This is a genomic window from Streptomyces sp. NPDC050448 (genome assembly GCF_040655295.1).
GTDB lineage: Bacteria > Actinomycetota > Actinomycetes > Streptomycetales > Streptomycetaceae > Streptomyces.
Window position 1 is genome coordinate 55,727 of sequence record NZ_JBFAJR010000021.1, and the last position, 22,438, is coordinate 78,164.

The following is a 22,438-nucleotide window of genomic DNA, read 5'->3' on the forward strand; positions in this document are numbered from 1 at the left end:
TCTAACACTGTCATCGGGATTTGGGCGGGGCTGCAGGTGTGGCGGTCGCCGCAGCGCGGTACGCGCGGGGGCTGAGGCCGACGTACGAGGTGAAGTGCTGGCGGAAGGTGACCTCGCTGGCGAATCCCGCACGCCGGGCCACCTCCGGAACCGGGTGGTCCGTGCGCTCCAGCAGCTTGCGGGCCTCGTCCAGGCGGTGACCGAGGAGCCAGCGGTGCGGGGTGGTGCCGGTGGCGGCGACGAAGTGGCGGGCGAAGGAGCGCGGCGACATCCCCGCCCAGCGGGCCAGCGTGGCCACGGACAGCGGCTCGTGCAGATGGCGCAGGGCCCGCTCCCGTACGGCCGCCAGGGCGTCAGCGGTCCGGTCCGCCGCCGGGGTGGGCCGGTCCAGGTACTGGGCGTGGTCGCCGGTGCGGAACGGGCCCGTCACCATGGACCGGGCGATGGCGGCGGCGACCTCCGCGCCGTGGGCCTCCCGCACGAGGTGCAGGCAGAGGTCGATTCCGGAGGCCACCCCGGCGGAGGTCCACAGCCCGCCGTCCTCCACGTACAGCGGAGCGTCCTCGACCAGCACGGACGGGTGGCGCGCGGCGAGCTGCGGAGCCAGCCACCAGTGGGTCACGGCCCGCCGGCCCGCCAGCAGTCCCGCCTCCGCGAGGATGAACGCCCCGGCGCACAGCGCGGCGACCGGTACGCCCCGGGCGTGCGCGTCCCGCAGGGCGGCGAGGACGGGCTCGGGCGTCGGGTCGGAAGGCTCGGCCAGCGCGGGCACGACGACGAGATCGGCCTCGGCGAGCCAGTCGAGCCGCCGGTCCGGGGTCAGGGTGAGCCCGCCGGGCAGGGCGATCGGACCGGTGTCCACGGCGCACCGGCGCAGCTCGAAGCGGGGGACGCCGAGGCGGCTGCGGTCGGGGCCCCAGACCTCGGTGATGACGGCGAGGTCGAAGCTGCGGATGCCGGGCTGGACGACGACGGCGACACGATGCATGCTGCCATCTTGGCAGGATCCCATCGGTTCGGGTCCCCGTTGCCGCTGTCGGCCGGGCGACCGTGGCGGCGAGCATGAAGCCATGACGAAGAACGAGAACGAGAACAAGAACAAGAACGGGTTCGAGCTCGCTGCGAACGCCGCCCTGCTGGTCATCGACGTACAGAAGGGCTTCGACGACGCGTCCTTCTGGGGCCCCCGCAACAACCCCGCCGCCGAGGCCAACATCGCCGCCCTGATGGACGCCTGGCAGGAGTCCGGCCGCCCCGTGGTGCTCGTCCGGCACGCCTCGCGGGCGGGCTCGGTCCTGGCGGCCGACCAGCCCGGCCACGCCTTCAAGGACTTCGTGGCGGACCGGACGGGGCAGGAGTCGCTGCTCGTCACCAAGACCGTGAACTCGTCCTTCTACGGCACCCCGGACCTGGCCGCATGGCTCACCGCCCAGGGCATCGGCCAGCTGGTGGTGTCCGGGATCCAGACCAACATGTGCGTCGAGACCACCGCGCGGATGGCCGGGAACCTGGGCTACGACGTGCTCGTCCCGCTCGACGCCACCCACACGTTCGACCTCGAGGGCCCGGACGGGCTCCGGCTGACGGCCGACCAGCTGGCCGCCGCCACGGCCGTCAACCTCCAGGGCGGGCGCTTCGCCCGAGTGGTGAACACGGCTCAGCTGCTCGCCGTATCCGGGGCGGCCCGGCTCACCGTGTAGTGCCGCGGCCGCCCCGGCAGCGGCGCGGCGTCTGCGCTCCCGGACCGGCCTCGGCGGCAGCCGCGAACGCCGAGGCCCGGCACCCCCGCTCGGGGGTGCCGGGCCTCGGACCGCCGGCCGGGACGGTCAGAGCACGTCGGCCGCGATGTTGGCCGCGACCCGCTCCAGCAGCGGCCCGGCATTGGCGATGCACGTGGCCGGATCCGGCTCGATCTCCGTCAGCGGATACGCCCGCCGGATACCCGCCGCCTGTAGCGCCTCGGGCTGGAGCAGCAGCCGCCCGCACACCGCCACGACCTCCTTGCCCGCCGCGCGAGCCGCCGCCGCGACACCGGCAGGGGCCTTGCCGTGCAGGGTCTGCTCGTCCAGCGAGCCCTCACCGGTGATCACCAGCGTCGCCCGCTCCAGCGCGGGAGCGAAGCCCAGGACCTCGAGCATCAGCTCGATGCCGGGCCGGAAGCTCGCGCCGAGCAGCAGTGCCCCGTACCCGATGCCGCCCGCGCCGCCCGCGCCCGGGGCCGCGGCCAGCCGGCCGGCCTTCTCGCCGATCGACTTCTCCAGCACCACCGCGAAATGCGCCAGCGCCGCGTCCAGCGTCGCCACGTCCTGCGGCGAGGCCCCCTTCTGCGGGCCGTAGACCGCGGGCGCGCCCTTCGGGCCCGTCAGCGGGTTGTCCACGTCGCTCGCCAGGACGAGGTCGACCTCCGCGAAGCGCGGGTCGATCCCGGACAGGTCGGCGGACGCCAGTTCCGCGAGCGCGCCGCCGCCCGGACCGACCGGTTCGCCGTTCGCGTCCAGGAACACCGCACCCAGCGCGGCCAGCATCCCCGCACCGCCGTCGGTGGTGGCGCTGCCGCCCACGCCGAAGACGATCGAGCGCGCCCCCGCGTCCAGCGCGGCCTTCAGCAGCTCGCCCGAGCCGTACGTGGTCGCCGTCAGCGGGGCGAACACACCCGCCGGCAGCAGCTGCAGCCCGGAGGCCTCCGCCATCTCGACCACGGCGGTGCCGTCACGCAGCGCGAAAGCGGTCGTGACCTGCTCGCCGAGCGGTCCGGTGACCCGTACCTCCCGGCGTTCGAACCCGGCCGCCACGGCGGCTGCGACCGTGCCGTCGCCGCCGTCCGCGACGGGGAGGGTCTCGATCTCCACGCCGGGTACGGCCTTGCGGAGGCCCGCCGTCACCCGCTCCGCGACCTGAACGGCCGTGAGCGAGCCCTTGAATTTGTCCGCGGCGATGAGCACGCGCGCGGTCTCAGTTACTGCTCCGTCCGTCACCTTGCTAATCCCTTGCTATCGAACAGTGCAGTCGCGCCCCCATGAGCGTATCCGGAGGATCCTCCTATGCCCATGGGTGGCCTGGGTCACACCCGGCACGCCATGCCCATAAATACGGACATACGCCTGCATAGTGTGGCCGCGTGGGCGCGGATTCGCTGGAAGGGGCACGTCCGGATTTCCCGGGCGGGGCCCCGCCCGCCTGCCGGACGGCATACCGGACCGTGCCGTCGTCGCCTGGGCGGCGCTGGGCAAGGACTCGTTCGACGCTGGGCAAGGACTCGTTCGACACGGCGTCGAGCACCGCGCCGGCGGGGTGCTGGCCAATGTCGCCTGGCTGTCCGTGATCGCCGCCGACGTCTTCCTCGTCATGTGCGTCGTCCTCGCGATCAGCCGGTTCGGCCGGATCCGGCTCGCCGCCGACGACTCCGAGCCCGACTTCACGAACCTCGCGTGGACCGCGATGAGGTTCGGCGCCGGCATGGGCATCGGCCTGATGCCCTACGGGGTCGGCGAGCCGCCCACCCACGGAGGACCGCGCGGGCGGCCGGCCCGGCAAGGCCATCGGCCTGCCCGCCGTCTTCGCGACCGCGAGGACCCTCCCGCCCCGGGCCCGGCGCAGGCGTGATCCCGGCGGCCGGGGCGGCCGGTACGGCTGGGTAGGGTTGCGACGTGACCACCACGGATGACTACGCCACGTACATCGCGAGCCTGCCCCGGGTGCTGGCCGGCGCCGCTGCCCTCTACCGGGACGCCGAGGGCCGGGTGCTGCTCGTCGAGCCCAACTACCGTGAGGGCTGGGCGCTGCCGGGCGGCACCATCGAGTCGGACCAGGGCGAGTCCCCGCGCGCGGCCGCCCGCCGCGAGAGCGCCGAGGAGATCGGCCTCGACCTGCCGCTCGGCCGGCTGCTCGCCGTCGACTGGACGCTCGGCGAAGGCCGCCCGCCGCTGGTCGGGTACCTCTTCGACGGCGGTGTGCTCGACGAGGCCCAACTCGCCTCGATCAAGCTCCAGGAGGAGGAACTGATCTCCTGGAGGCTGGTCGCGCCCGCCGAACTCGCCACGTACCTCCACGGATCGCTCGGCCGGCGCACCCAAGAGGCCTACCGGGTCCTGGAGTCCGGCGAGGGCGCCGTGGAACTGGAGAACGGCAGGCGCCCGGTCTCCTCGTGACACCGGCTTACTTCGAGCAGGACAGAATCTGATGATCACGATGTACGCCTGGCCCAGCACCGCCGACGGGCCCGACGCCCTGCCGATGGTCCACTTCACCACCGATCAGCAGGCGGGCGGCGAGGTCACCCCCGAGGGGACGCCGGTCTGGCTGTTCGACACCGCGATACGCGAGGGCGGCTGGGCCCAGTTCACCGATTTCGAGGGCTGGTCCGTCCCCGCCGCCGGCTGGCAGGCCTTCTACCGCCGCGAGGACGACCTCCTCGCCGTCACCGGCCCCGGTGCCTGCGAGGGCTGGTACCAGGGCAACCTCGGCGCCGACGCCGACTGGGTGGCGGCGGCCACCGCGCAGCAGAGCGTGGTCCTGCTCGCCGCCCCCGTCCAGCACCCCTCGCTCTACGGCTACGCGGTGGAGGCGGGCGCCGCGTTCGCCCTGCTCGTCCCCCTCGCACTGGTCTGAATCAGAGCGTGGCCTCCCCGGCCTCGAAGGCCAGCAGCCGCACCTTGCGCTCGACGCCGCCGCCGTAGCCGGTCATGCTGCCCGAGGCACCGATCACGCGGTGGCACGGCACGATGATGCCGACCGGGTTCTTCCCGTTGGCCAGGCCCACCGCGCGCGAGGCGTTCGGCTTGCCGAGTCTGGCCGCGAGCTCCCCGTACGACCAGGTCTCGCCGTACGGGATCCGGACGAGCTGGTCCCACACGCTGCGCTGGAACGCGGTGCCCTCGAGCCGGACGGGCACGTCGAACTCGGTGCGCTCCCCGGCGAAGTACGCGGTCAGCTGCCGCGCCACCTCGGGGAACGGCTCCTCGGTCGCGGCGACCCGCTCGCCGAAGGACTCCTCGGCCGGCCGGTGCCGCTGCCCGGTCATGTACAGGCCGCAAAGGACGCCGTCCGAGGCGACCAGGGTGAGCGGGCCGTAGGGGCTGTCGACGACGGTGTGCTGCGTGGTGCTCATGACGGTGTGCACTCCTCAGACGGGCAGGTGGTTGATGGGGTGGGCGTCGGTGGCCCACAGGTACTGCACGGCGTACGCGCGCCAGGGCCGCCAGCCGGCCGCCCGGGCGGTGAGCGCCGCGGGCGTGGACGGCAGCCCGAGCTCCTTCGCGGCCCGCCGGACCCCGAGGTCGGACGGCAGGAAGGCGTCGGGATCGCCCAGTGCCCGCATCGCGATCACCTCAGTGGTCCACGGGCCGAACCCGGGCAGCGCGTTCAGCTGCGCACGGGCCGCCTCCCAGTCGCTGTCGATGCCGAGCGGGAGGGAAGCGTCGGCCAGCGCGCCGACGAGGGTGGTGAGGGTGGCGCGCCGGCTGCCCGGGAGGGCCAGGGACTCCGGGTCCAGCCCGGCCAGCGCCTGCGGCGAGGGGAACAGGTGGGTCAGCCCGCCCTCGGGATCGGGGTCGGCCACCGGCTCGCCGTACGAGGCGACCAGCCGGGCGGCGTGCGTACGGGCCGCCGCCGTGGACACCTGCTGGCCGAGCACCGCCCGTACGGCGAACTCCGCCGCGTCGACCGTACGGGGCACCCGGCGCCCCGGGGCCTTGTCCACGAGCGGGGCCAGCAGCGGGTCGGAGCGCAGCTGCTCGTCGACGGCCTCGGGGTCGGCGTCGAGGTCGAGCATCCAGCGGCAGCGGCTGATGGCGATGGTGAGGTCGCGCAGGTCGGTGAGGGCCAGCTGGCAGCCGATGTGGTCGGGCTGCGGGGTCAGCGCGACGACCCCGGTGCCGTACGGGAGCCGCAGGGTCCGGCGATAGGCACCGGAGCGCCACTCCTCGACGCCGGGGACGGCGGTCGCCGCGAGGTGGCCGAAGAGGTTGTCGGGGTTGAGCGGGGCCCGGTAGGGCAGGCGCAGGCTTATGGTCCCGGGCACCTTGGGCTTGTTCCGGCCCGCCTTCTCCGCCCGCAGGCGCAGCTCGCCGGGGGCCAGGGCGAAGACCTCGCGGACGGTCTCGTTGAAGGTCCGGATGGAGGAGAACCCGGCGGCGAAGGCGACGTCGCCCATGGGCAGCTCGGAGGTCTCGATGAGCAGCCGGGCGGTCTGGGCGCGCTGCGCCCGGGCAAGGGCCAGCGGCCCCGCCCCGAGCTCGGCGCTCAGCTGCCGCTCCACCTGCCGGGTCGAGTACCCGAGCCGCGCCGCCAGGCCGGGCACGCCCTCGCGGTCCACGACGCCGTCCTGGATGAGCCGCATGGCCCGGGCGACGGCGTCGGCGCGGGCGTTCCACTCCGGGGAACCGGGGGAGGTGTCGGGCCGGCACCGCTTGCAGGCCCGGAACCCGGCCTGCTGGCAGGCGGCGGCGCTGGGCAGGAAGGCCATGTTCTCGACCTTGGGCGGCACCGCGGGGCAGCTGGGCCGGCAGTAGATCCCGGTGGTCCGGACGGCGGTGAAGAACCATCCGTCGAAGCGGGCGTCCTTCGACTGCACGGCCCTGACGCAGCGGTCGGTGTCGGTGTACATGGCTCCAGGATCCCGGCCCGGCCCCTGAGGGGCTGGCGATTTTCCGACATCAAGCGTAGCCCTCCCGGGCTGCCGCACCCGCCCGGCGCCCGTCCGTGACCGTCCCGGCCGCGGCCGCCCCACCCCGCGCCCGGGTGCGGCCCTGTGCTCGGGCACCGCGGGGCGGGGCTGCTCCCCGCCCTTTCTCCGGTTCCCGGAGCCGGCCCCCGGACCTCCGGTTCCCGGGGGCTCCGCCCCGGACCTCAGGCCCCCTGCGGGGCTCGGGGCGGCCCGGGGGACGGCGAAGGCCCCGGGCGCCAAGGGCATCCGGGGCCTTCGTACGTGTCACGCCGGCGCAGCGCTACGGCAGCTGGGCTGCCCGCGCCTCGCGGCGGTTGTGGCGGAACGTGTTCGCCCGGCGGGTCGTCGCGAACAGCGGGATGGTCGCCGCCAGAGCGATCTGCAGCGCGCAGCCCGTCTGGAGCAGCAGCTGACCGCCCGGGGCGTCGAACGCCCAGGCCGCCAGCAGGCCCATCGCCCCGACGATCCAGCTCAGCATCGCCACCGCGAGGACACCCTGCGGCTTGGGGTACTCGACCCGGCTCACCATCAGCCAGGCCACCCCGATGATCGCCAGCAGCGTCGGGACGAACGGCAGCTCCAGCAGCACGATCGAGACGACCGTCAGCGCGCCGAAGGGGCTCGGCATGCCCTGGAACATGCCGTCCTTCATCGTCACGCAGCTGAATCTCGCCAGGCGCAGCACCACGGCGAGCAGCACGACGATCGCCGCCAGCGCCGACATCTTCTGGTGCGCGTCGTCGGCGACCATGCCGTAGACCAGCACGAAGTACGCCGGCGCCAGCCCGAAGCTGATCAGGTCGGACAGGTTGTCCAGCTCGGCGCCCATGGGAGAGCTGCGCAGCTTGCGGGCCACGATGCCGTCGAAGAGGTCGAAGACCGCCGCGAGCAGCATCAGTATCACCGCGGTCGCCGCGCTGTGCCGGGCCATGCCCGACTCGCCGCTGCCGGTGAGGTGCGGGATGAGGATCCCGGTGGTGGTGAAGTACACCGCCATGAATCCGCACGTGGCGTTGCCGAGGGTGAGGGTGTCCGCTATCGACAGCCGCAGCGAGAGCGGCATGTCGTCCTCTGCGGACTCCTCCTCGGCGCCCTCGGGGACCCACCCACCCGACGGTGTGGTGGGGGTCTCAGGGTCAGTCACGGTCAATTCGGGTCACCCCCGCGGTGGTGGCCTGACCGACCTCGACCGCGACCTCGACACCCTCGGGGAGGTAGATGTCGACGCGGGAGCCGAAGCGGATCAGACCGATGCGTTCGCCCTGCTCCACCTTGGTGCCGGCCGGCAGGTAGGGGACGATGCGGCGTGCGACGGCGCCTGCGATCTGCACCATCTCGATGTCGCCGAGCTCGGTGTCGAAGTGCCAGACAACGCGCTCGTTGTTCTCGCTCTCCTTGTTGAACGCCGGGACGAACCCGCCGGGGATGTGCTCCACGGACGTCACCGTGCCCGCGAGGGGCGCGCGGTTGACGTGGACGTTCAGCGGGCTCATGAAGATCGCGACCCGGGTCCGGCCGTCCTTCCACGGCATGATGCTCTGCACCACACCGTCGGCGGGCGAGATGACGCGGCCCTGAGTGATCTCGCGCTCGGGGTCGCGGAAGAACCACAGCATGCCCGCCGCGAGCGCGGTGGTGGGCACGGCCACTGCCGCCCAGCGTCCGGACTTGCGTGCCCGGGTGAGGCTGAGCGCAGCGGTGGCGACGGTCGGCAGGAGCCACGGCGATGCTCCGCGTGCGAGACGTCCACCGAGGATGCCGACGCGAGGTGCAGAGGTTTGGCTGTGGGGCATGGATGACCTTCGTAGCGGGTGATTGCCGCGCCGCAAACAGGGGGACGGGACGGCGGCTTTACTGGAATGCTATCGGTTGCACGCAACAACTGGGCAAGCCAGAAGCCGAGTCGATGGCCGCAGGCCAGTGACTGCCAGTGATTCTTTTGCGACGAACCCATGGAGGATCCGCCGCAAAAGGGACTTTCAGCCCTGGAGTCGGTACTCCTCGAGAAGGCGGCGCCCGATGATCATTTTCTGGATCTCGGCCGTACCCTCACCGATCAGCAGCATCGGTGCCTCGCGGTAGAGGCGCTCGATCTCGTACTCCTTCGAGAATCCGTAGCCGCCATGGATACGGAAGGCATCCTCCACCACCTCCTTGCAGTATTCGGAGGCGAGGTACTTCGCCATCCCTGCTTCGAGGTCGTTTCGTTCCCCGGAGTCCTTTTTGCGTGCTGCGTTCACCATCATCGCATGGGCGGCCTCGACCTTGGTAGCCATCTCGGCCAGCTTGAACTGGATGGCCTGGTGCTCGGCGATCGCCTTGCCGAAAGTGTGACGTTGCTGGGCATACGAGACACCCAGCTCGAACGCACGCTGAGCGACACCGCAGCCACGCGCCGCCACGTTGACACGGCCGACCTCGACCCCGTCCATCATTTGGTAAAACCCTCGGCCGGTCTGGCCGCCGAGGACCCGATTGGCCGGAATGCGCAATCCGTCCATGATCAGCTCGGTCGTGTCGACGCCCTTGTAGCCCATCTTGTCGATCTTGCCCGGGATGGTCAGGCCCGGACGGACCTCACCGAAGCCCGGCTCCTTCTCGACGAGGAAGGTCGTCATCGACTTGTGCGGCGCCGTGCCCTCGGGGTGGCCTTCGTCACTTCGCACGAGGACCGCCACCAGCGTGGAGCTGCCGCCGTTCGTCAGCCACATCTTCTGGCCGTTCAGGACGTACTCGTCGCCGTCCTTGACCGCCTTGGACGTGATGGCCGACACGTCGGAGCCCAGCCCCGGCTCGGACATCGAGAACGCGCCGCGCACCTCGCCCAGCGCCATGCGCGGGAGGAAGTGGTCCTTCTGCTCCTGCGTGCCGTGCTGCTTGAGCATGTACGCCACGATGAAGTGGGTGTTGATGATGCCCGAGACGGACATCCAGCCCCGCGCTATCTCCTCCACGCACAGCGCGTAGGTGAGCAGCGACTCACCCAGGCCGCCGTACTCCTCGGGGATCATCAGCCCGAAGAGGCCGAGCTCCTTGAGGCCGTCGACGATCTGCTGGGGGTACTCGTCACGGTGTTCGAGCTCGGTCGCGACCGGGATGATCTCCTTGTCGACGAACTCCCGGACGGTCTTGAGGATCTCCCGCTGGACGTCGGTGAGCCCGGCGGTCTGGGCGAGTCGGGCCATGGCTACTTCCCCTGTTCCTTCAGCTGCGGGCGGCCGGGCTGCTCGCCGCCGCGCTCCTTGATGTACGTCTCGGTCGGGACCATCACCTTGCGCCGGAAGACGCAGACGAGGGTGCCGTCCTGCTTGTAGCCCTTGGTCTCCACGTAGACGATCCCGCGGTCGTTCTTCGACTTGGACGGGGTCTTGTCGAGGACCGTGGTCTCGCCGTAGATGGTGTCGCCGTGGAAGGTCGGCGCCACGTGCCGCAGGGACTCGATCTCCAGGTTGGCGATGGCCTTCCCGGAGACGTCCGGCACGGACATGCCGAGCAGCAGCGAGTAGATGTAGTTGCCCACGACCACGTTCTTGCCGAAGTCGGTGGTGTTCTCGGCGTAATTGCTGTCCATGTGCAGCGGGTGGTGATTCATGGTCAGCAGGCAGAAGAGGTGGTCGTCGTACTCGGTGACGGTCTTTCCGGGCCAGTGCTTGTAGACCGCGCCGACCTCGAACTCTTCGTAAGTGCGTCCGAACTGCATCGGGATCAGGCCTCCGGGATCTCGAACTTGGTGGTGCGCTGCATGCCCGCGGCGCGGCCCTTGCCCGCGATGACCAGGGCCATCTTGCGGCTGGCCTCGTCGATCATCTCGTCGCCGAGCATGGCCGAGCCCTTCTTGCCGCCGGCCTCGGAGGTGCACCAGTCGTACGCGTCGAGGATCAGCTCGGAGTGGTCGTAGTCCTCCTGCGAGGGGGAGAAGACCTCGTTGGCCGCGTCGACCTGGCCCGGGTGCAGCACCCACTTGCCGTCGAAGCCCAGCGCCGCCGCCCGGCCCGCCACCTCGCGGTAGGCGTCCACGTCGCGGATCTGGAGGAAGGGGCCGTCGATCGCCTGGAGGTTGTGCATGCGGGCCGCCATCAGGATCCGCATCAGGATGTAGTGGTAGGCGTCCGCCGGGTAGCCGGGCGGCTGCATGCCCACGACCAGGGACTTCATGTTGATCGAGGCCATGAAGTCGGCCGGGCCGAAGATGATGGTCTCCAGCCGCGGCGAGGCGGCCGCGATCTCGTCGACGTTGACCAGGCCCTTGGCGTTCTCGATCTGCGCCTCGATGCCGATCTTGCCGACCTCGAAGCCCATGGTCTTCTCGATCTGGGTCAGCAGGAGGTCGAGCGCCACGACCTGCTGGGCGTCCTGGACCTTCGGCAGCATGATGCAGTCGAGGTTCTGGCCCGCGCCCTCCACGACCGTGATGACGTCGCGGTACGTCCAGTGCGTGGTCCAGTCGTTGACGCGCACGACCCGGGTCTTGCCGGTCCAGTCGCCGTTGTTCAGCGCGTCCACGATCGTGTGGCGGGCGCCTTCCTTGGCCAGCGGTGCGCAGGCGTCCTCGAGGTCGAGGAAGACCTGGTCGGCCGGCAGGCCCTGGGCCTTCTCCAGGAACCGCGGGTTCGAGCCCGGAACCGCGAGGCAGGAGCGGCGCGGCCGCAGCCGGTTGACCGGGGACGTGGGCGTGGTCATGCGGGGACCTCCAGAGGGTCGAGCTTGTTCGCTTTCCGGATCTCGTCGACGATACGGCCGATGATCTCCGTGATACCGAAGTCCTTGGGTGTGAATACGGCGGCGACTCCGGCCGCCTTCAGCGCGATGGCATCGGCGTTCGGAATGATGCCGCCGAGGACGACGGGGACGTCACCCGCCCCCGCCGTACGGAGGCGTTCCAGCACGTCCGGCACGAGCGCGCTGTGCGAGCCGGACAGGATGGACAGTCCCACGCAGTGCACGTCCTCGGCCAGCGCCGCCGAGGAGATCTCCTCGGGAGTCAGCCGGATGCCCTGGTAGACCACCTCGAAACCGGCGTCGCGGGCCCGGACGGCGATCTGCTCGGCGCCGTTCGAGTGCCCGTCCAGGCCGGGCTTGCCGACCAGCAGGCGCAGCCGGCCGGAGCCCAGGTCCTCGGCGGTGCGGGCGACCTTCTCGCGGACGAGGGCCATCGGCGTGCCCTCCTCCGCGGTGACGGCCACCGGGGCCGAGGAGACCCCGGTCGGGGCGCGGAACTCGCCGAACACCTCGCGCAGGGCGTTCGCCCATTCGCCGGTGGTGACACCGGCGCGGGCGCACTCGAGGGTGGCCTCCATCAGGTTCTCGGTCCCGGCCGCGGCCTCCTTCAGCCGGTCCAGGGCCTGCATCACCGTCGGGAAGACGAACGGGTCGCCGCCCCCCTGCCGGTCCGAGGACTCCTGCCGCTCGGCCCGCCAGCTGCCGATCCGCTCCACGGTCAGCGCCTCCACGGCCCCGTCCACCGTCATGATCGCGCCGTCGAGATCGGCGGTGAGCGGGTTCTCCTCGGTCTGCTGGAAGCAGTTCACGCCGACGATCTTGTCCTCGCCGGACTCGATGCGGGCGCGCCGCTCGGCGTGCGAGGAGACGAGCCGGGACTTCAGGTACCCGGACTCGACGGCGGCCATCGCGCCGCCCATCTCCTGGATCCGGTCGATCTCGGCCAGGCAGTCGGCGACCAGGGAGTCGACTTTGGCCTCGATGACGTGGGAACCGGCGAAGATGTCCTCGTACTCCAGCAGGTCGCTCTCGTGCGCCAGGACCTGCTGGATGCGCAGCGACCACTGCTGGTCCCAGGGCCGGGGCAGGCCCAGCGCCTCGTTCCAGGCGGGCAGCTGCACGGCGCGGGCCCGGGCGTCCTTGGAGAGGGTGACCGCGAGCATCTCCAGCACGATGCGCTGGACGTTGTTCTCCGGCTGCGCCTCGGTCAGACCCAGGGAGTTGACCTGGACGCCGTACCGGAAGCGGCGCTGCTTGGCGTTCTCGATGCCGTAGCGCTCGCGGGTGACCTGGTCCCAGATGCGGCCGAAGGCGCGCATCTTGCACATCTCCTCGATGAAGCGGACGCCCGCGTTCACGAAGAACGAGATACGGGCGACCACCTCGCCGAAACGATCCTCCGGGACCTGGCCCGAGTCACGCACCGAGTCCAGCACGGCGATCGCGGTCGACATCGCGTACGAGATCTCCTGGACCGGGGTGGCCCCGGCCTCCTGGAGGTGGTACGAGCAGATGTTGATCGGGTTCCACTTCGGGATGTGGTTGACCGTGTACGCGATCATGTCCGTCGTCAGGCGGAGCGAGGGCCCGGGCGGGAAGACGTGCGTCCCGCGCGAGAGGTACTCCTTGACGATGTCGTTCTGGGTGGTGCCCTGGAGCTGCGAGATGTCCGCGCCCTGCTCCTCGGCGGCCACCTGGTAGAGCGCCAGCAGCCACATCGCGGTGGCGTTGATCGTCATCGAGGTGTTCATCTGCTCCAGGGGGATGTCCTGGAACAGCCGCCGCATGTCGCCCAGATGGGAGACCGGGACCCCGACCCGGCCCACCTCGCCGCGGGCGAGGATGTGGTCGGGGTCGTAGCCGGTCTGCGTCGGAAGGTCGAACGCGACCGACAGGCCGGTCTGGCCCTTGGCGAGGTTGCGGCGGTACAGCTCGTTGGACGCCTCGGCCGTGGAGTGGCCGGCGTACGTCCGCATGAGCCACGGACGGTCTTTCTGGCGCTCTGTCATCTCAGGCTGTCCCTTTGGCCCTTGAACGGTCTCAGACGTTGCGGAAGCGGTTGATCGCCTCGAGGTGCGTCGCGCGCATCTCGTGGTCGCGCACGCCCAGGCCCTCCTCGGGGGCGAGGGCGAGAACGCCGACCTTGCCCTGGTGGAGGTTGCGGTGGACGTCGTACGCGGCCTGGCCGGTCTCCTCGAGGGAGTAGACCCTCGACAGCGTGGGGTGGATCTTGCCCTTGGCCACCAGGCGGTTGGCCTCCCAGGCCTCGCGGTAGTTGGCGAAGTGCGATCCGACGATCCGCTTGAGCGACATCCACAGGTACCGGTTGTCGTACTCGTGGTTGTAGCCCGAGGTCGAGGCGCAGGTGACGATCGTGCCGCCCTTGCGGGTGACGTACACGGAGGCGCCGAAGGTCTCGCGGCCCGGGTGCTCGAAGACGATGTCCACGTCCTCGCCGCCGGTCAGCTCGCGGATGCGCTTGCCGAAGCGCTTCCACTCCTTGGGGTCCTGGGTGTGCTCGTCCTTCCAGAACTTGTAGCCCTCGGCGCTGCGGTCGATGATCGCGGTCGCGCCCATCGAGCGGCAGATGTCCGCCTTCTGCGCGCTCGAGACGACGCAGATCGGGTTGGCGCCGCCGGCCAGCGCGAACTGGGTGGCGTACGAGCCGAGTCCGCCGCTGGCGCCCCAGATCAGGACGTTGTCGCCCTGCTTCATGCCGGCGCCGTTGCGGGAGACCAGCTGGCGGTAGGCGGTGGAGTTGACCAGGCCGGGGGAGGCGGCCTCCTCCCAGCTCAGGTGGCCGGGCTTCGGCATCAGCTGGTTGGACTTGACGAGGGCGATCTCCGCCAGGCCGCCGAAGTTGGTCTCGAAGCCCCAGATGCGCTGCTCGGGGTCGAGCATCGTGTCGTTGTGGCCGTCCGAGGACTCCAGCTCGACCGAGAGGCAGTGCGCGACGACCTCGTCGCCGGGCTTCCAGGCGTTGACGCCGGGGCCGGTGCGCAGCACGACGCCCGCGAGGTCCGAGCCGATGACGTGGTACGGGAGGTCGTGGCGCTTGGTGAGCTCCGACAGGCGCCCGTAGCGCTCCAGGAAGCTGAAGGTGGACACCGGTTCGAAGATCGAGGTCCACACGGAGTTGTAGTTGACCGAGGAGGCCATGACGGCCACCAGGGCCTCGCCCGGGCCGAGCTCCGGCACGGGGACCTCGTCGAGGTGCAGGGACTTGCGCGGGTCCTTCTCACGGGTGGTGAGCCCCGCGAACATCTCCGCCTCGTCCTTGTGCACGGTGATCGCGCGGTACGAGTCGGGGAGCGGCAGGGCCGCGAAGTCGGCGGCCGTTGCGGCCTGCGACTGGATCGCGTCCAGGATGTCCTTCACGGTGTTGCCTCCGGCGAAGCGCTGATGAGGGTGCGCTGAGGGATACGCAGGTGCGTGTACGGATGTGGTGTGGTGCTGCGAGATGCCGTCGGTCCGGTGGGGTCCCCCCCGGCCTGAGGCTGGGGGAGGGCTGTGGTGCGGGCGACGCCCGTGGTGGGGCGTGCGGTGCCTGGTGACGCAGGCATCCGGGGCGCGGTTCGTGCCGAGTGGGCGTGGACCGCGGGGACATCCGGACGAGATTCAACGTATGGCACCCCGTGTCACTCAGCAAGGCACCGCGTGCCAAATCTTTCTCTCATTTGCCTATTGACCTGCGCAGATGAGCGATGATCGATCAAAGTTACCGATGAGTAGGGGCAAGTCGGACAAACAAAAGCGGCCGCCCCCGGAACGGGAGCGGCCACTGTGATGTGTGTGACTACTGCTTGTTTCTCAGTGCTTCCTCGATGGTCCGCATGACCTCGTCGAGCGGGGCGTCCGTACGGGCCACCGCCACCAGCACCTCGCCCTGCGTGCGGACCTCCGCCGGCGCGGCCGGGGCCGTGGCGGCGTTCCCGGTGTTCAGGGTCCGGCCCGCGCCGATCCCCGTGCCGAAGGTCTTCCGCACGATCGAGAAGGCGTGGTCCAGCTGCGCCTCCACGTCCCCCTGGCCGCCCGCCCGCAGCCAGCGCCGCAACACGTGGTTGTGCGCCGTCACGACCGCCGAGGCGGCCACCTCGGCCAGCAGCGGGTCGTCGTTGCCGTCATGGTGGTCGGTCTCGTCGAAGTGGGCCAGCAGATAGCGGGTGAACAGCCGCTCGTACCGGGCCACCGAGGCGATCTCCCGCTCCCGCAGCGCCGGCACCTCGCGCGTCAGCCGGTAGCGCTCCACCGACACCGCCGGCGAGGCGGCGTACATCTTCATGACTTCCTTGATCCCGCGGCACACCGTGTCGAGCGGGTGCTCGTGCGCCGGGGCCACCTCCAGCACCGCCTCGGCCCTGGTCAGGGTGTCGTCGTGGTCCGGGAAGATCGCCTCTTCCTTGGACCGGAAGTGCCGGAAGAAGGTCCGGCGGGCCACCCCCGCGGTCGCGGCGATCTCGTCGACCGTCGTCGCCTCGTACCCCTTGGTCGCGAACAGCTCCATCGCGGCGGCGGCGAGCTCGCGGCGCATCTTGAGCCGCTGCGCGGCCGCCTTGGTGCCGGCCGCGCTCTCCGGGCTGTCGGAGGCCGTGGTGGTGCGGGGCGAGGTCTTGGCGGGCTGGGACATAGAGCGAAAGTACTTCATTTGCGCGGGGGACCGCGCCTGAGGGGGGTGGGACAGGGGTGGATGCGGGGGAGAGCCCGCACTGGGCTCGGAGGGTATGGCCTGCCGTGAGGGTCCGGCAGACCCGAGCAGCCCTCCCCACGCATCCGGCTCTTGGGGCCCTTGGCCAGGGCGCTGCTTACCGGCGGGCGTACTCACGGAATCCGCGGCCGGTCTTCCGTCCCAGGCAGCCCGCCGCCACCAGGTGCTCCAGCAGCGGGGACGGGGCCAGGCCGGGGTCGCGGAACTCCTTGTGGAGGACCTTCTCGATCGCCAGCGAGACGTCCAGGCCGACGACGTCGAGGAGCTCGAAGGGCCCCATCGGGTAGCCGCCGCCCAGCTTCATGGCCGCGTCGATGTCGTCGAGGCTCGCGTAGTGCTGCTCGACCATCTTGATCGCGTTGTTCAGGTACGGGAACAGCAGCGCGTTCACGATGAACCCGGCCCGGTCCCCGCAGTCCACCGGGTGCTTGCGCACCTTCGTGCAGATCTCGCGGACGGTGGCGTGCACGTCGTCCGAGGTCAGGACGGTCCGGACCACCTCGACCAGCTTCATCGCCGGCGCCGGGTTGAAGAAGTGCATGCCGATCACGTCCTGCGGACGCGTGGTGGCGCGGGCGCAGGCGATCACCGGGAGCGAGGAGGTCGTGGTGGCCAGCACCGCGCCCGGCTTGCAGATCTTGTCGAAGGCCGCGAACAGCTCCTGCTTGACCGCCAGGTCCTCCGCGACGGCCTCCACGGCCAGGTCCACGTCGGCGAAGGCGTCCAGCGAGCCGGCCGGGGTGATCCGGTCCAGCGTCTGCGCGGCGCCCTCCTCGGTCAGCCGGCCCTTGGACACCGCACGGCCCAAGGACTTGCCGATCGCGGCCTTCGCGGCGTCCGCCTTCTCCTGGCTGCGGGCGGCGAGCACCACCGCGAAGCCGGCCTGCGCGAAGACCTGCGCGATACCGCTCGCCATGGTCCCGGAGCCGGCCACGCCGACCGAGCTGACCGGGCGGCCCTCGCCGAGCCGGGCCCCGTCCAGCGGGGTCTGCGCGTCGCGGACGATCGTGGAGCTGCCCGGCTCCTCGTACGTGTAGAAGCCGCGCCCGGACTTCTGCCCGGTCAGGCCTGCCTCGGCGAGGTGGCCGAGGATCGGCGCCGGGGCGTGCAGCCGGTCGCCGGAGGAGGCGTACATGGCCTCCAGGACGGTCCGGGCGGTGTCCACGCCGATCAGGTCGAGCAGGGCGAGCGGGCCCATGGGCAGGCCGCAGCCGAGCCGCATGGCCGCGTCGATGTCCTCGCGGGAGGCGTACTTCGACTCGTACATCGCGGCGGCCTGGTTGAGGTAGCCGAAGAGCAGGCCGTCCGCGACGAAGCCGGGGCGGTCGCCGACGGAGACGGGCTCCTTGCCGAGCTCGCGGGCCAGCGCGGTGACCGCCTCGACGGCCGGCGGGGCGGTGAGGACGCTGGAGGCGACCTCGACCAGCTTCATCGCCGGGGCCGGGTTGAAGAAGTGCAGGCCGAGGACGCGCTCGGGACGCTGCGACTCGGCGGCGAGCCGGGTCACCGACAGGGCGTTGGTGCCGGTGGCCAGGATCGTGTCGGGCCGGACGATCGCGTCGAGCTCGCGGAGGAGGCGCTGCTTGAGCTCGTGGTTCTCCGGGACGACCTCGATGACGAGATCGGCGTCGGCCGCGGCGGTCAGCTCGGTGAAGGTGCGGAAGCGGGCGAGCACGCCCTCCCGCTCCTGCTCGGTGAGGCGCTCGCGGGTCACCGAACGGGCCGTGGCGGCGGCGAGGGAGGCGGTGGCCCGGCGGGTGGCGGTGTCGCTGATGTCGATGCCGATGACCTCGCGGCCGGCCCGGGCGAGGACCTCGGCGATGCCGGTGCCCATCGTGCCGAGGCCGACGACGGCGATGGTCTGGAGGGTGGACTGACTGGACGTGGACGGAAGGTCCATCGCGGGACTCCAGTGGAAGAGGGTGACGACTGAGGGACGGCGCGCGGCGCACGACGCGCGGCCGGAAGACCCAAGATCCGAAAGCCCGGAGATCCGAAACCCGAAGACCGGGAAGCGAAGACGGGGAAGGCGGAGACCGGGAAAGCAGAGATCGGGAATTCGGGAAATACCGCACGAGCAGCCCGGAAAGCGGGGGCGTGGCGGAGAGCGGCGGACCCTGTCCCGGGGCCACGCCGTACACGAGAAGTACCTGAGGTACCGAACCGACTGGTACGGGGCGGCTGCGTCACCAGGCCGGCCTCGTACGTTGAAAGGAGCGTAACCCGCCGGTAACTGGCGCGCCAGAGCGCGGAGATGTGACCTGTACCGCCCAAATGTACCGATCATCGATCATCGATCACCCATCTGCGGAAACCCGCCGCGGCGGCGGCCGCGCCGCCCTAGGGTGGCCGGGTGAACGACGTGCTGGAGCGCCTGCGGGCGGAAGCCACCGGTTCGCCGGAGTACCCGGAGTACGACGCGCTGCTCGCGGCCGACCCGGACGCCCTGGCCGCCTCCCTCACCTCGGCCGGGCTGCCCCTGTGGGCGCGCGAGCTGGCCGCGTACCGCCTCGGCCTGGCCGGGGACCGGCGGGCCTTCGAGCCGCTGGTGCTGCTCCTCAACCACCGGGACCCGCCGCGCTGCGCGGCCGCCGCCGAGGCGCTCGCCGCACTGGGCGACCCGCGCACCGCCCGCGCGGCGGCGGCCCTCGCCACCAACACCCTGCGCACGGCCTACGCCCTCCAGCCCGTACGGCTGCTCACGGCCCTGCGCGCCCCCGAGTCGGCGCCGGTCCTCATGGCCACCCTGTCCCGCCTGCTGTCCCCGCACGACCCCTACTGGCGGGTGGCCCTGGCCTGTGTCGAGGGGCTCGGCAACCTCGCCGACCCCCGTTCCCGCGCGGTCCTCGTCCGCGCCCAGTCCCACCCCCGCCTCGCGGTGGCGGCAACGGCGGCGCTGCGCAAGCTGCGGTGAACCCGCCCGCACCCCGCCGTCCCCGAGGGGGCATGCGGCAGTGCGCTCAGCCGGCCGCCGGGACGATCGCGAAGGCCTCCACCTCCAGCAGGAGTTCGGGGCGGACGAGGGCGGCGACCTGGACCGCCGAGGAGGCCGGGAGGCGGTCGGAGGGGATGACGGCCGCGCGGGCCGCGCGGACCGCCGGGAGGTGGGCCACGTCCGTGACGTAGTAGGTCAGCTTCACCACGTCCTCGAAGGCGGCCCCGGCCGCCGCCAGGCACCGGCCCAGGTTGTCGAACACCTGCCGGGCCTGGGCGGCGGCGTCACCCGCGCCGACCACCTCTCCCCGCTCGTCGAAGGCGCACTGCCCGGAGACGGCGACGAACCGCCCGGTGCCCCAGACGACGTGGCTGTACTGGGGACTGGGGGCGACGCCGTCCGGGGCGGCGATACGGGTGAGGTGGCCGGGCGTGCGCGAGGTGGTCATGGGCATGATCTTGCCCGGCGGAGGTCAGCCGCGGAAGCCCAGCAGGCCGTGCAGCGCCGTGCCGCCCGCCGACGGGGGCACCGCGCGGGTGGACGCGGCGGGCTTCGGGGCCGGCTGGGCGGGGCAGGTCGCGTCCGAGGCCTGGCCCGTCCGCAGGTACGCCGCCACCTTCTCGTCCAGGCACTTGTTGCCGCTGAGCGCGACCCCGTGGTTGCCGCCGCCCTCCTCGACCACCAGGGCCGAGCCCTTCAGCTTCCCCTTCATGCTCAGCGCCCCCTCGAACGGGGTCGCCGCGTCGTCCGTCGCCTGGAGCAGCAGGGCGGGCGGGAGGTCGGCGTTGGTCACGTCCGGCGCCGCCAGCGGCTCCGTCTCCCAGAACGCACAGGGGGCGTTGTACCAGGCGTTGTTCCAGGTCATGAAGGGTGCCTTCGCATGGGTGCGCCACATGTCCGCGCGCCACTGGTTCCAGTCCTTCGGCCAGGCCGAGTCGCGGCACTGCACCGCCGTGTACACGCTGTAGCTGTTGCCCGCGGACGGCTCCACCGCCCCGAACCGCTCGTACGCCGCCACCAGCGGCTTCGGGTCCCCGGCCACCTCGTACGCCGAGAACGCCTCGGCGAGGATCGGCCAGTAGCCGTTGTAGTAGCCGCCCGGCATGTAGGTGTCCTCCAGCTCCGCCGGGCCCACCTTGCCGCCCGCCGGTGTCGCACGCAGGGCGCTCCGCATCGCGTACCAGCGCTCCTCGACCCGCGCCGGGTCGGTGCCGAGCTTGTACTTCTCGTCGTACTGGGCCACCCAGGCCAGGAAGGCCTTGTGGCGGGCGTCGAAGGCCTGGTCCTGCGCGAGGTTGTCCTCGTACCAGACCCCGCCCGGGTCGACCACGGAGTCCAGGACGAGGCGGTGCACCCGGTCCGGGTGGAGTTTGGCGTACACCGCGCCCAGGTAGGTCCCGTACGAGTAGCCGAAGTAGCTGACCTTCGCCGCACCGAGGGCGACGCGCAGCACCTCGAGGTCGCGGGCGGCCGAGACGGTGCCGATGTACGGGAGCACGTCCGCGTGCTTGGCCTGGCAGGACTCGGCGAAGGACTTCACCCGCTCCAGGTTGGCCTGCTCGGTCTGCGCGTCGAGCGGTACGGAGTCCGGGCGCACGGGGGTGAAGTGGCCGGGTCCGCAGTCGAGGGCGGGCTCGCTCTTGCCGACGCCCCGCGGGTCGAAGCCGATCACGTCGTACTGGGCGGCCACGTCGTCGGGGAGCGCGGAGGCGATGAACCCGGCCAGGGCCCGGCCGCTGCCGCCGGGGCCGCCGGGGTTCACCAGCAGCGGGCCCTGGGAGGTGGCGGCGGTGTGCGGGACCCGGGTCAGGGCCAGGGAGATCTGGCGGCCCGCGGGTCGGTCGTGGTCGAGCGGGACCTTGAGGGAGGCGCACTGCAGCGTCGGGTAGCGCGTCGTCGCACAGCCGGTCCAGCGCAGCGCGGCGGCCGCAGGGGCCGCGGCGGCAGCGCGGGCCGAGGCCGCGGGCGCGGCCGTCGGCGTGGCGCCGGCCGGGCTCGTGACGGCGGCGGCCACGGTCGCGGTGGCGATCGACAGCAGGACGGCGGCGCGCTTCTTCAAGGCGACGCGCTTCTTCGCGGGGTGCAGCATGGGGCCTCCCAGCCGAGGGTTCTGGGCGGAATCGTCCCGGAAGTCGTGCCCGGAAGACGGGATTGGGCTGCTGATTGGCCCGATGTGATGAGCGTTCAGGGGCCGTACGAGGTCACAGGAGGCTGAGCTGCGTGGGGCCGGCGGGCGCGGGCTCGGCCGGGCGTTCGGGGGCGGGGACCCTGCGGGCCGCGGCCTGCCGGGAGGGGGCGATGCCGAATTCCGCCGCGGGCTCGTGGACTTGCCGGGTGATCTGCCGCTGGTACCACGTGGGCGCGTACGAGCCGCCCCCGCACATCCGCTCGTACCGCTCGACCAGGTGGGGGTGGCGGGTCCCCGGCCACGCCGTGAACCATTCGCGGGCACCCGGCCGCAGATGGAGTACCAGGGGTGTCACGGAGGTCGCCCCGGACTCGGCGACGGCCCGGACGGTGGCCCGCAGCTGCTCGGGGGAGCCGCCGAGAAAGGGGATGACGGGGCCATCAGCACCCCGCACAAGCCCGTCCGCGGGGCCTGCGACAGCCGCGCCGTCCGCCCGCACACCCGTCCGCTCACGGAGCTCGGCTGGAACGCCGCGCACCGGTACCTGGAGCCCCTCCCCGGGGGCACGCCCCTCGTCTGCGTCCGCTGTCACGTCCGACCCGGATTTGGGCGCCTGCCCCGGAGGTGGTTGGCTTGCGGCGACGAGCGAAGACAACTGCTGGAGGAACAGCTATGGCGCAGGTCGAGGCCACCACGGAGCGGATCATCGCGGCCGACGCGGAGACCGTGTTCGACGCGCTGGCGGACTACACCGGGACCCGGGGGAAGCTGCTGCCCGAGCACTTCAGCGAGTACGAGGTGCGCGAGGGCGGCGACGGCGAGGGCACCCTCGTCCACTGGAAGCTCCAGGCCACCAGCAAGCGCGTACGCGACTGCCTGCTCGAGGTCACCGAGCCCACCGACGGCCAGCTCGTGGAGAAGGACCGCAACTCCACCATGGTCACCACCTGGGTCGTCACGCCGGCCGGCGAGGGCAAGTCCAAGGCCGTGGTCACCACCGTCTGGAACGGCGCCGGCGGCATCGGCGGCTTCTTCGAGCGCACCTTCGCCCCCAAGGGCCTGGGCCGGATCTACGACACCCTGCTGGCCAACCTGGCCGCCGAAGTCGAGGGCTGAGCAAGGCCGTTGCCCCGGCAGCGGCGCCGGGCGGCTCACCGGATCGGGTGGATTTCCCGGCCGAGGTGAGCCCCCGGCCCGGACGTCACCTCTGGACGTCGCCTCTGGACGTCGCCTCTGGACGTCGCCTCTGGACGTCGCCTCTGGACGTCGCCTCCGGGCGTCACCTCT

At 71.7% G+C, this 22,438-nt stretch carries 20 protein-coding genes and 2 pseudogenes; 6 read left to right on the forward strand and 16 right to left on the reverse strand.

The features are described 5' to 3' along the window. Window positions 1–10 precede the first annotated feature (10 nt). A complete protein-coding gene (locus AB0I68_RS23700; protein ID WP_363179350.1) occupies window positions 11–988 on the reverse strand; it encodes a helix-turn-helix domain-containing protein in 978 nt (325 codons plus the stop codon). A gap of 82 nt (window positions 989–1,070) precedes the next feature. Here AB0I68_RS23700 and AB0I68_RS23705 point away from each other — a divergent pair, with 82 nt between their 5' ends. Next, window positions 1,071–1,700, forward strand: coding sequence for a cysteine hydrolase family protein (locus AB0I68_RS23705; RefSeq protein ID WP_363179351.1), 630 nt, complete (start codon window positions 1,071–1,073; stop codon window positions 1,698–1,700). Between the two features lie 126 nt (window positions 1,701–1,826). Here the strand turns inward: AB0I68_RS23705 and AB0I68_RS23710 are convergent, their stop codons facing one another. Then, window positions 1,827–2,975: a glycerate kinase gene (locus tag AB0I68_RS23710; protein WP_363179352.1), complete on the reverse strand. Its 1,149-nt coding sequence runs from the start codon at window positions 2,973–2,975 to the stop codon at window positions 1,827–1,829. 202 nt (window positions 2,976–3,177) lie between these two features. On the opposite strand from AB0I68_RS23710, the pseudogene AB0I68_RS23715 reads away from it, so the two are divergent. The 3 genes and pseudogenes from AB0I68_RS23715 to AB0I68_RS23725 form a co-directional block, all read left to right on the forward strand. Continuing rightward, window positions 3,178–3,504, forward strand: a pseudogene (locus tag AB0I68_RS23715) (BCCT family transporter); the annotation flags it as partial. Between the two features lie 143 nt (window positions 3,505–3,647). Beyond that, window positions 3,648–4,148: an NUDIX hydrolase gene (locus AB0I68_RS23720; RefSeq protein WP_363179353.1), complete on the forward strand. Its 501-nt coding sequence runs from the start codon at window positions 3,648–3,650 to the stop codon at window positions 4,146–4,148. A gap of 31 nt (window positions 4,149–4,179) precedes the next feature. Further along, window positions 4,180–4,608, forward strand: a complete 429-nt coding sequence (locus tag AB0I68_RS23725; protein ID WP_363179354.1) for a hypothetical protein — start codon at window positions 4,180–4,182, stop codon at window positions 4,606–4,608. 1 nt (window position 4,609) lies between these two features. Here AB0I68_RS23725 and AB0I68_RS23730 read toward each other — a convergent pair whose 3' ends face one another. The 11 genes from AB0I68_RS23730 to AB0I68_RS23780 all read right to left on the reverse strand — a co-directional run bounded on the left by AB0I68_RS23730 (window position 4,610) and on the right by AB0I68_RS23780 (window position 17,988). Continuing rightward, a complete protein-coding gene (locus AB0I68_RS23730) occupies window positions 4,610–5,107 on the reverse strand; it encodes a methylated-DNA--[protein]-cysteine S-methyltransferase (RefSeq protein WP_363179355.1) in 498 nt (165 codons plus the stop codon). A 15-nt stretch (window positions 5,108–5,122) separates the two neighbouring features. Further along, complete coding sequence (locus tag AB0I68_RS23735; RefSeq protein WP_363179356.1) at window positions 5,123–6,604, reverse strand: AlkA N-terminal domain-containing protein; 1,482 nt, start codon at window positions 6,602–6,604, stop codon at window positions 5,123–5,125. Between the two features lie 340 nt (window positions 6,605–6,944). Further along, entirely contained in the window at window positions 6,945–7,727 is a 783-nt protein-coding gene (pssA, locus tag AB0I68_RS23740; protein WP_363179412.1) for a CDP-diacylglycerol--serine O-phosphatidyltransferase, read from the reverse strand. Window positions 7,728–7,800: 73 nt separating this feature from the next. Further along, window positions 7,801–8,457: a phosphatidylserine decarboxylase gene (locus AB0I68_RS23745; protein ID WP_030868027.1), complete on the reverse strand. Its 657-nt coding sequence runs from the start codon at window positions 8,455–8,457 to the stop codon at window positions 7,801–7,803. A 186-nt stretch (window positions 8,458–8,643) separates the two neighbouring features. Further along, a complete protein-coding gene (locus tag AB0I68_RS23750; protein WP_030868030.1) occupies window positions 8,644–9,849 on the reverse strand; it encodes an acyl-CoA dehydrogenase family protein in 1,206 nt (401 codons plus the stop codon). Between the two features lie 2 nt (window positions 9,850–9,851). Continuing rightward, entirely contained in the window at window positions 9,852–10,364 is a 513-nt protein-coding gene (locus tag AB0I68_RS23755; protein WP_030155134.1) for a MaoC family dehydratase, read from the reverse strand. A gap of 5 nt (window positions 10,365–10,369) precedes the next feature. Further along, on the reverse strand, window positions 10,370–11,344 hold the full coding sequence (locus AB0I68_RS23760) for a CoA ester lyase (RefSeq protein WP_030292956.1): 975 nt from the start codon (window positions 11,342–11,344) through the stop codon (window positions 10,370–10,372). Then, window positions 11,341–13,392, reverse strand: a complete 2,052-nt coding sequence (locus tag AB0I68_RS23765; RefSeq protein WP_363179357.1) for a protein meaA — start codon at window positions 13,390–13,392, stop codon at window positions 11,341–11,343. Before AB0I68_RS23765 ends, AB0I68_RS23760 begins: the two co-directional genes overlap by 4 nt. Window positions 13,393–13,423: 31 nt before the next feature. After that, window positions 13,424–14,761, reverse strand: coding sequence for a crotonyl-CoA carboxylase/reductase (ccrA, locus tag AB0I68_RS23770; protein WP_363179358.1), 1,338 nt, complete (start codon window positions 14,759–14,761; stop codon window positions 13,424–13,426). Between the two features lie 418 nt (window positions 14,762–15,179). Beyond that, entirely contained in the window at window positions 15,180–16,010 is an 831-nt protein-coding gene (locus tag AB0I68_RS23775) for a TetR family transcriptional regulator (RefSeq protein ID WP_363179359.1), read from the reverse strand. 175 nt (window positions 16,011–16,185) lie between these two features. Beyond that, entirely contained in the window at window positions 16,186–17,988 is a 1,803-nt protein-coding gene (locus AB0I68_RS23780) for a 3-hydroxybutyryl-CoA dehydrogenase (RefSeq protein WP_363179360.1), read from the reverse strand. Between the two features lie 453 nt (window positions 17,989–18,441). Between AB0I68_RS23780 and AB0I68_RS23785 the strand changes: the two genes are divergently transcribed. Next, window positions 18,442–19,002, forward strand: coding sequence for an adenylosuccinate lyase (locus AB0I68_RS23785; RefSeq protein WP_363179361.1), 561 nt, complete (start codon window positions 18,442–18,444; stop codon window positions 19,000–19,002). A 46-nt stretch (window positions 19,003–19,048) separates the two neighbouring features. Here the strand turns inward: AB0I68_RS23785 and AB0I68_RS23790 are convergent, their stop codons facing one another. From AB0I68_RS23790 to AB0I68_RS23800, 3 genes and pseudogenes are all read right to left on the reverse strand, one after another. Beyond that, a complete protein-coding gene (locus AB0I68_RS23790) occupies window positions 19,049–19,471 on the reverse strand; it encodes a RidA family protein (protein ID WP_363179362.1) in 423 nt (140 codons plus the stop codon). A gap of 24 nt (window positions 19,472–19,495) precedes the next feature. After that, window positions 19,496–21,112 (reverse strand): alpha/beta hydrolase, encoded by a 1,617-nt coding sequence (locus AB0I68_RS23795; protein ID WP_363179363.1) that lies wholly within the window; start codon window positions 21,110–21,112, stop codon window positions 19,496–19,498. A gap of 112 nt (window positions 21,113–21,224) precedes the next feature. Next, window positions 21,225–21,587, reverse strand: a pseudogene (locus tag AB0I68_RS23800) (radical SAM protein); the annotation flags it as partial. A gap of 236 nt (window positions 21,588–21,823) precedes the next feature. Here AB0I68_RS23800 and AB0I68_RS23805 point away from each other — a divergent pair. Beyond that, the gene (locus tag AB0I68_RS23805) at window positions 21,824–22,267 is read left to right on the forward strand and encodes an SRPBCC family protein (RefSeq protein ID WP_053689660.1); all 444 of its coding nucleotides are present in this window, start codon (window positions 21,824–21,826) and stop codon (window positions 22,265–22,267) included. The last annotated feature ends 171 nt before the right edge of the window (window positions 22,268–22,438 follow it).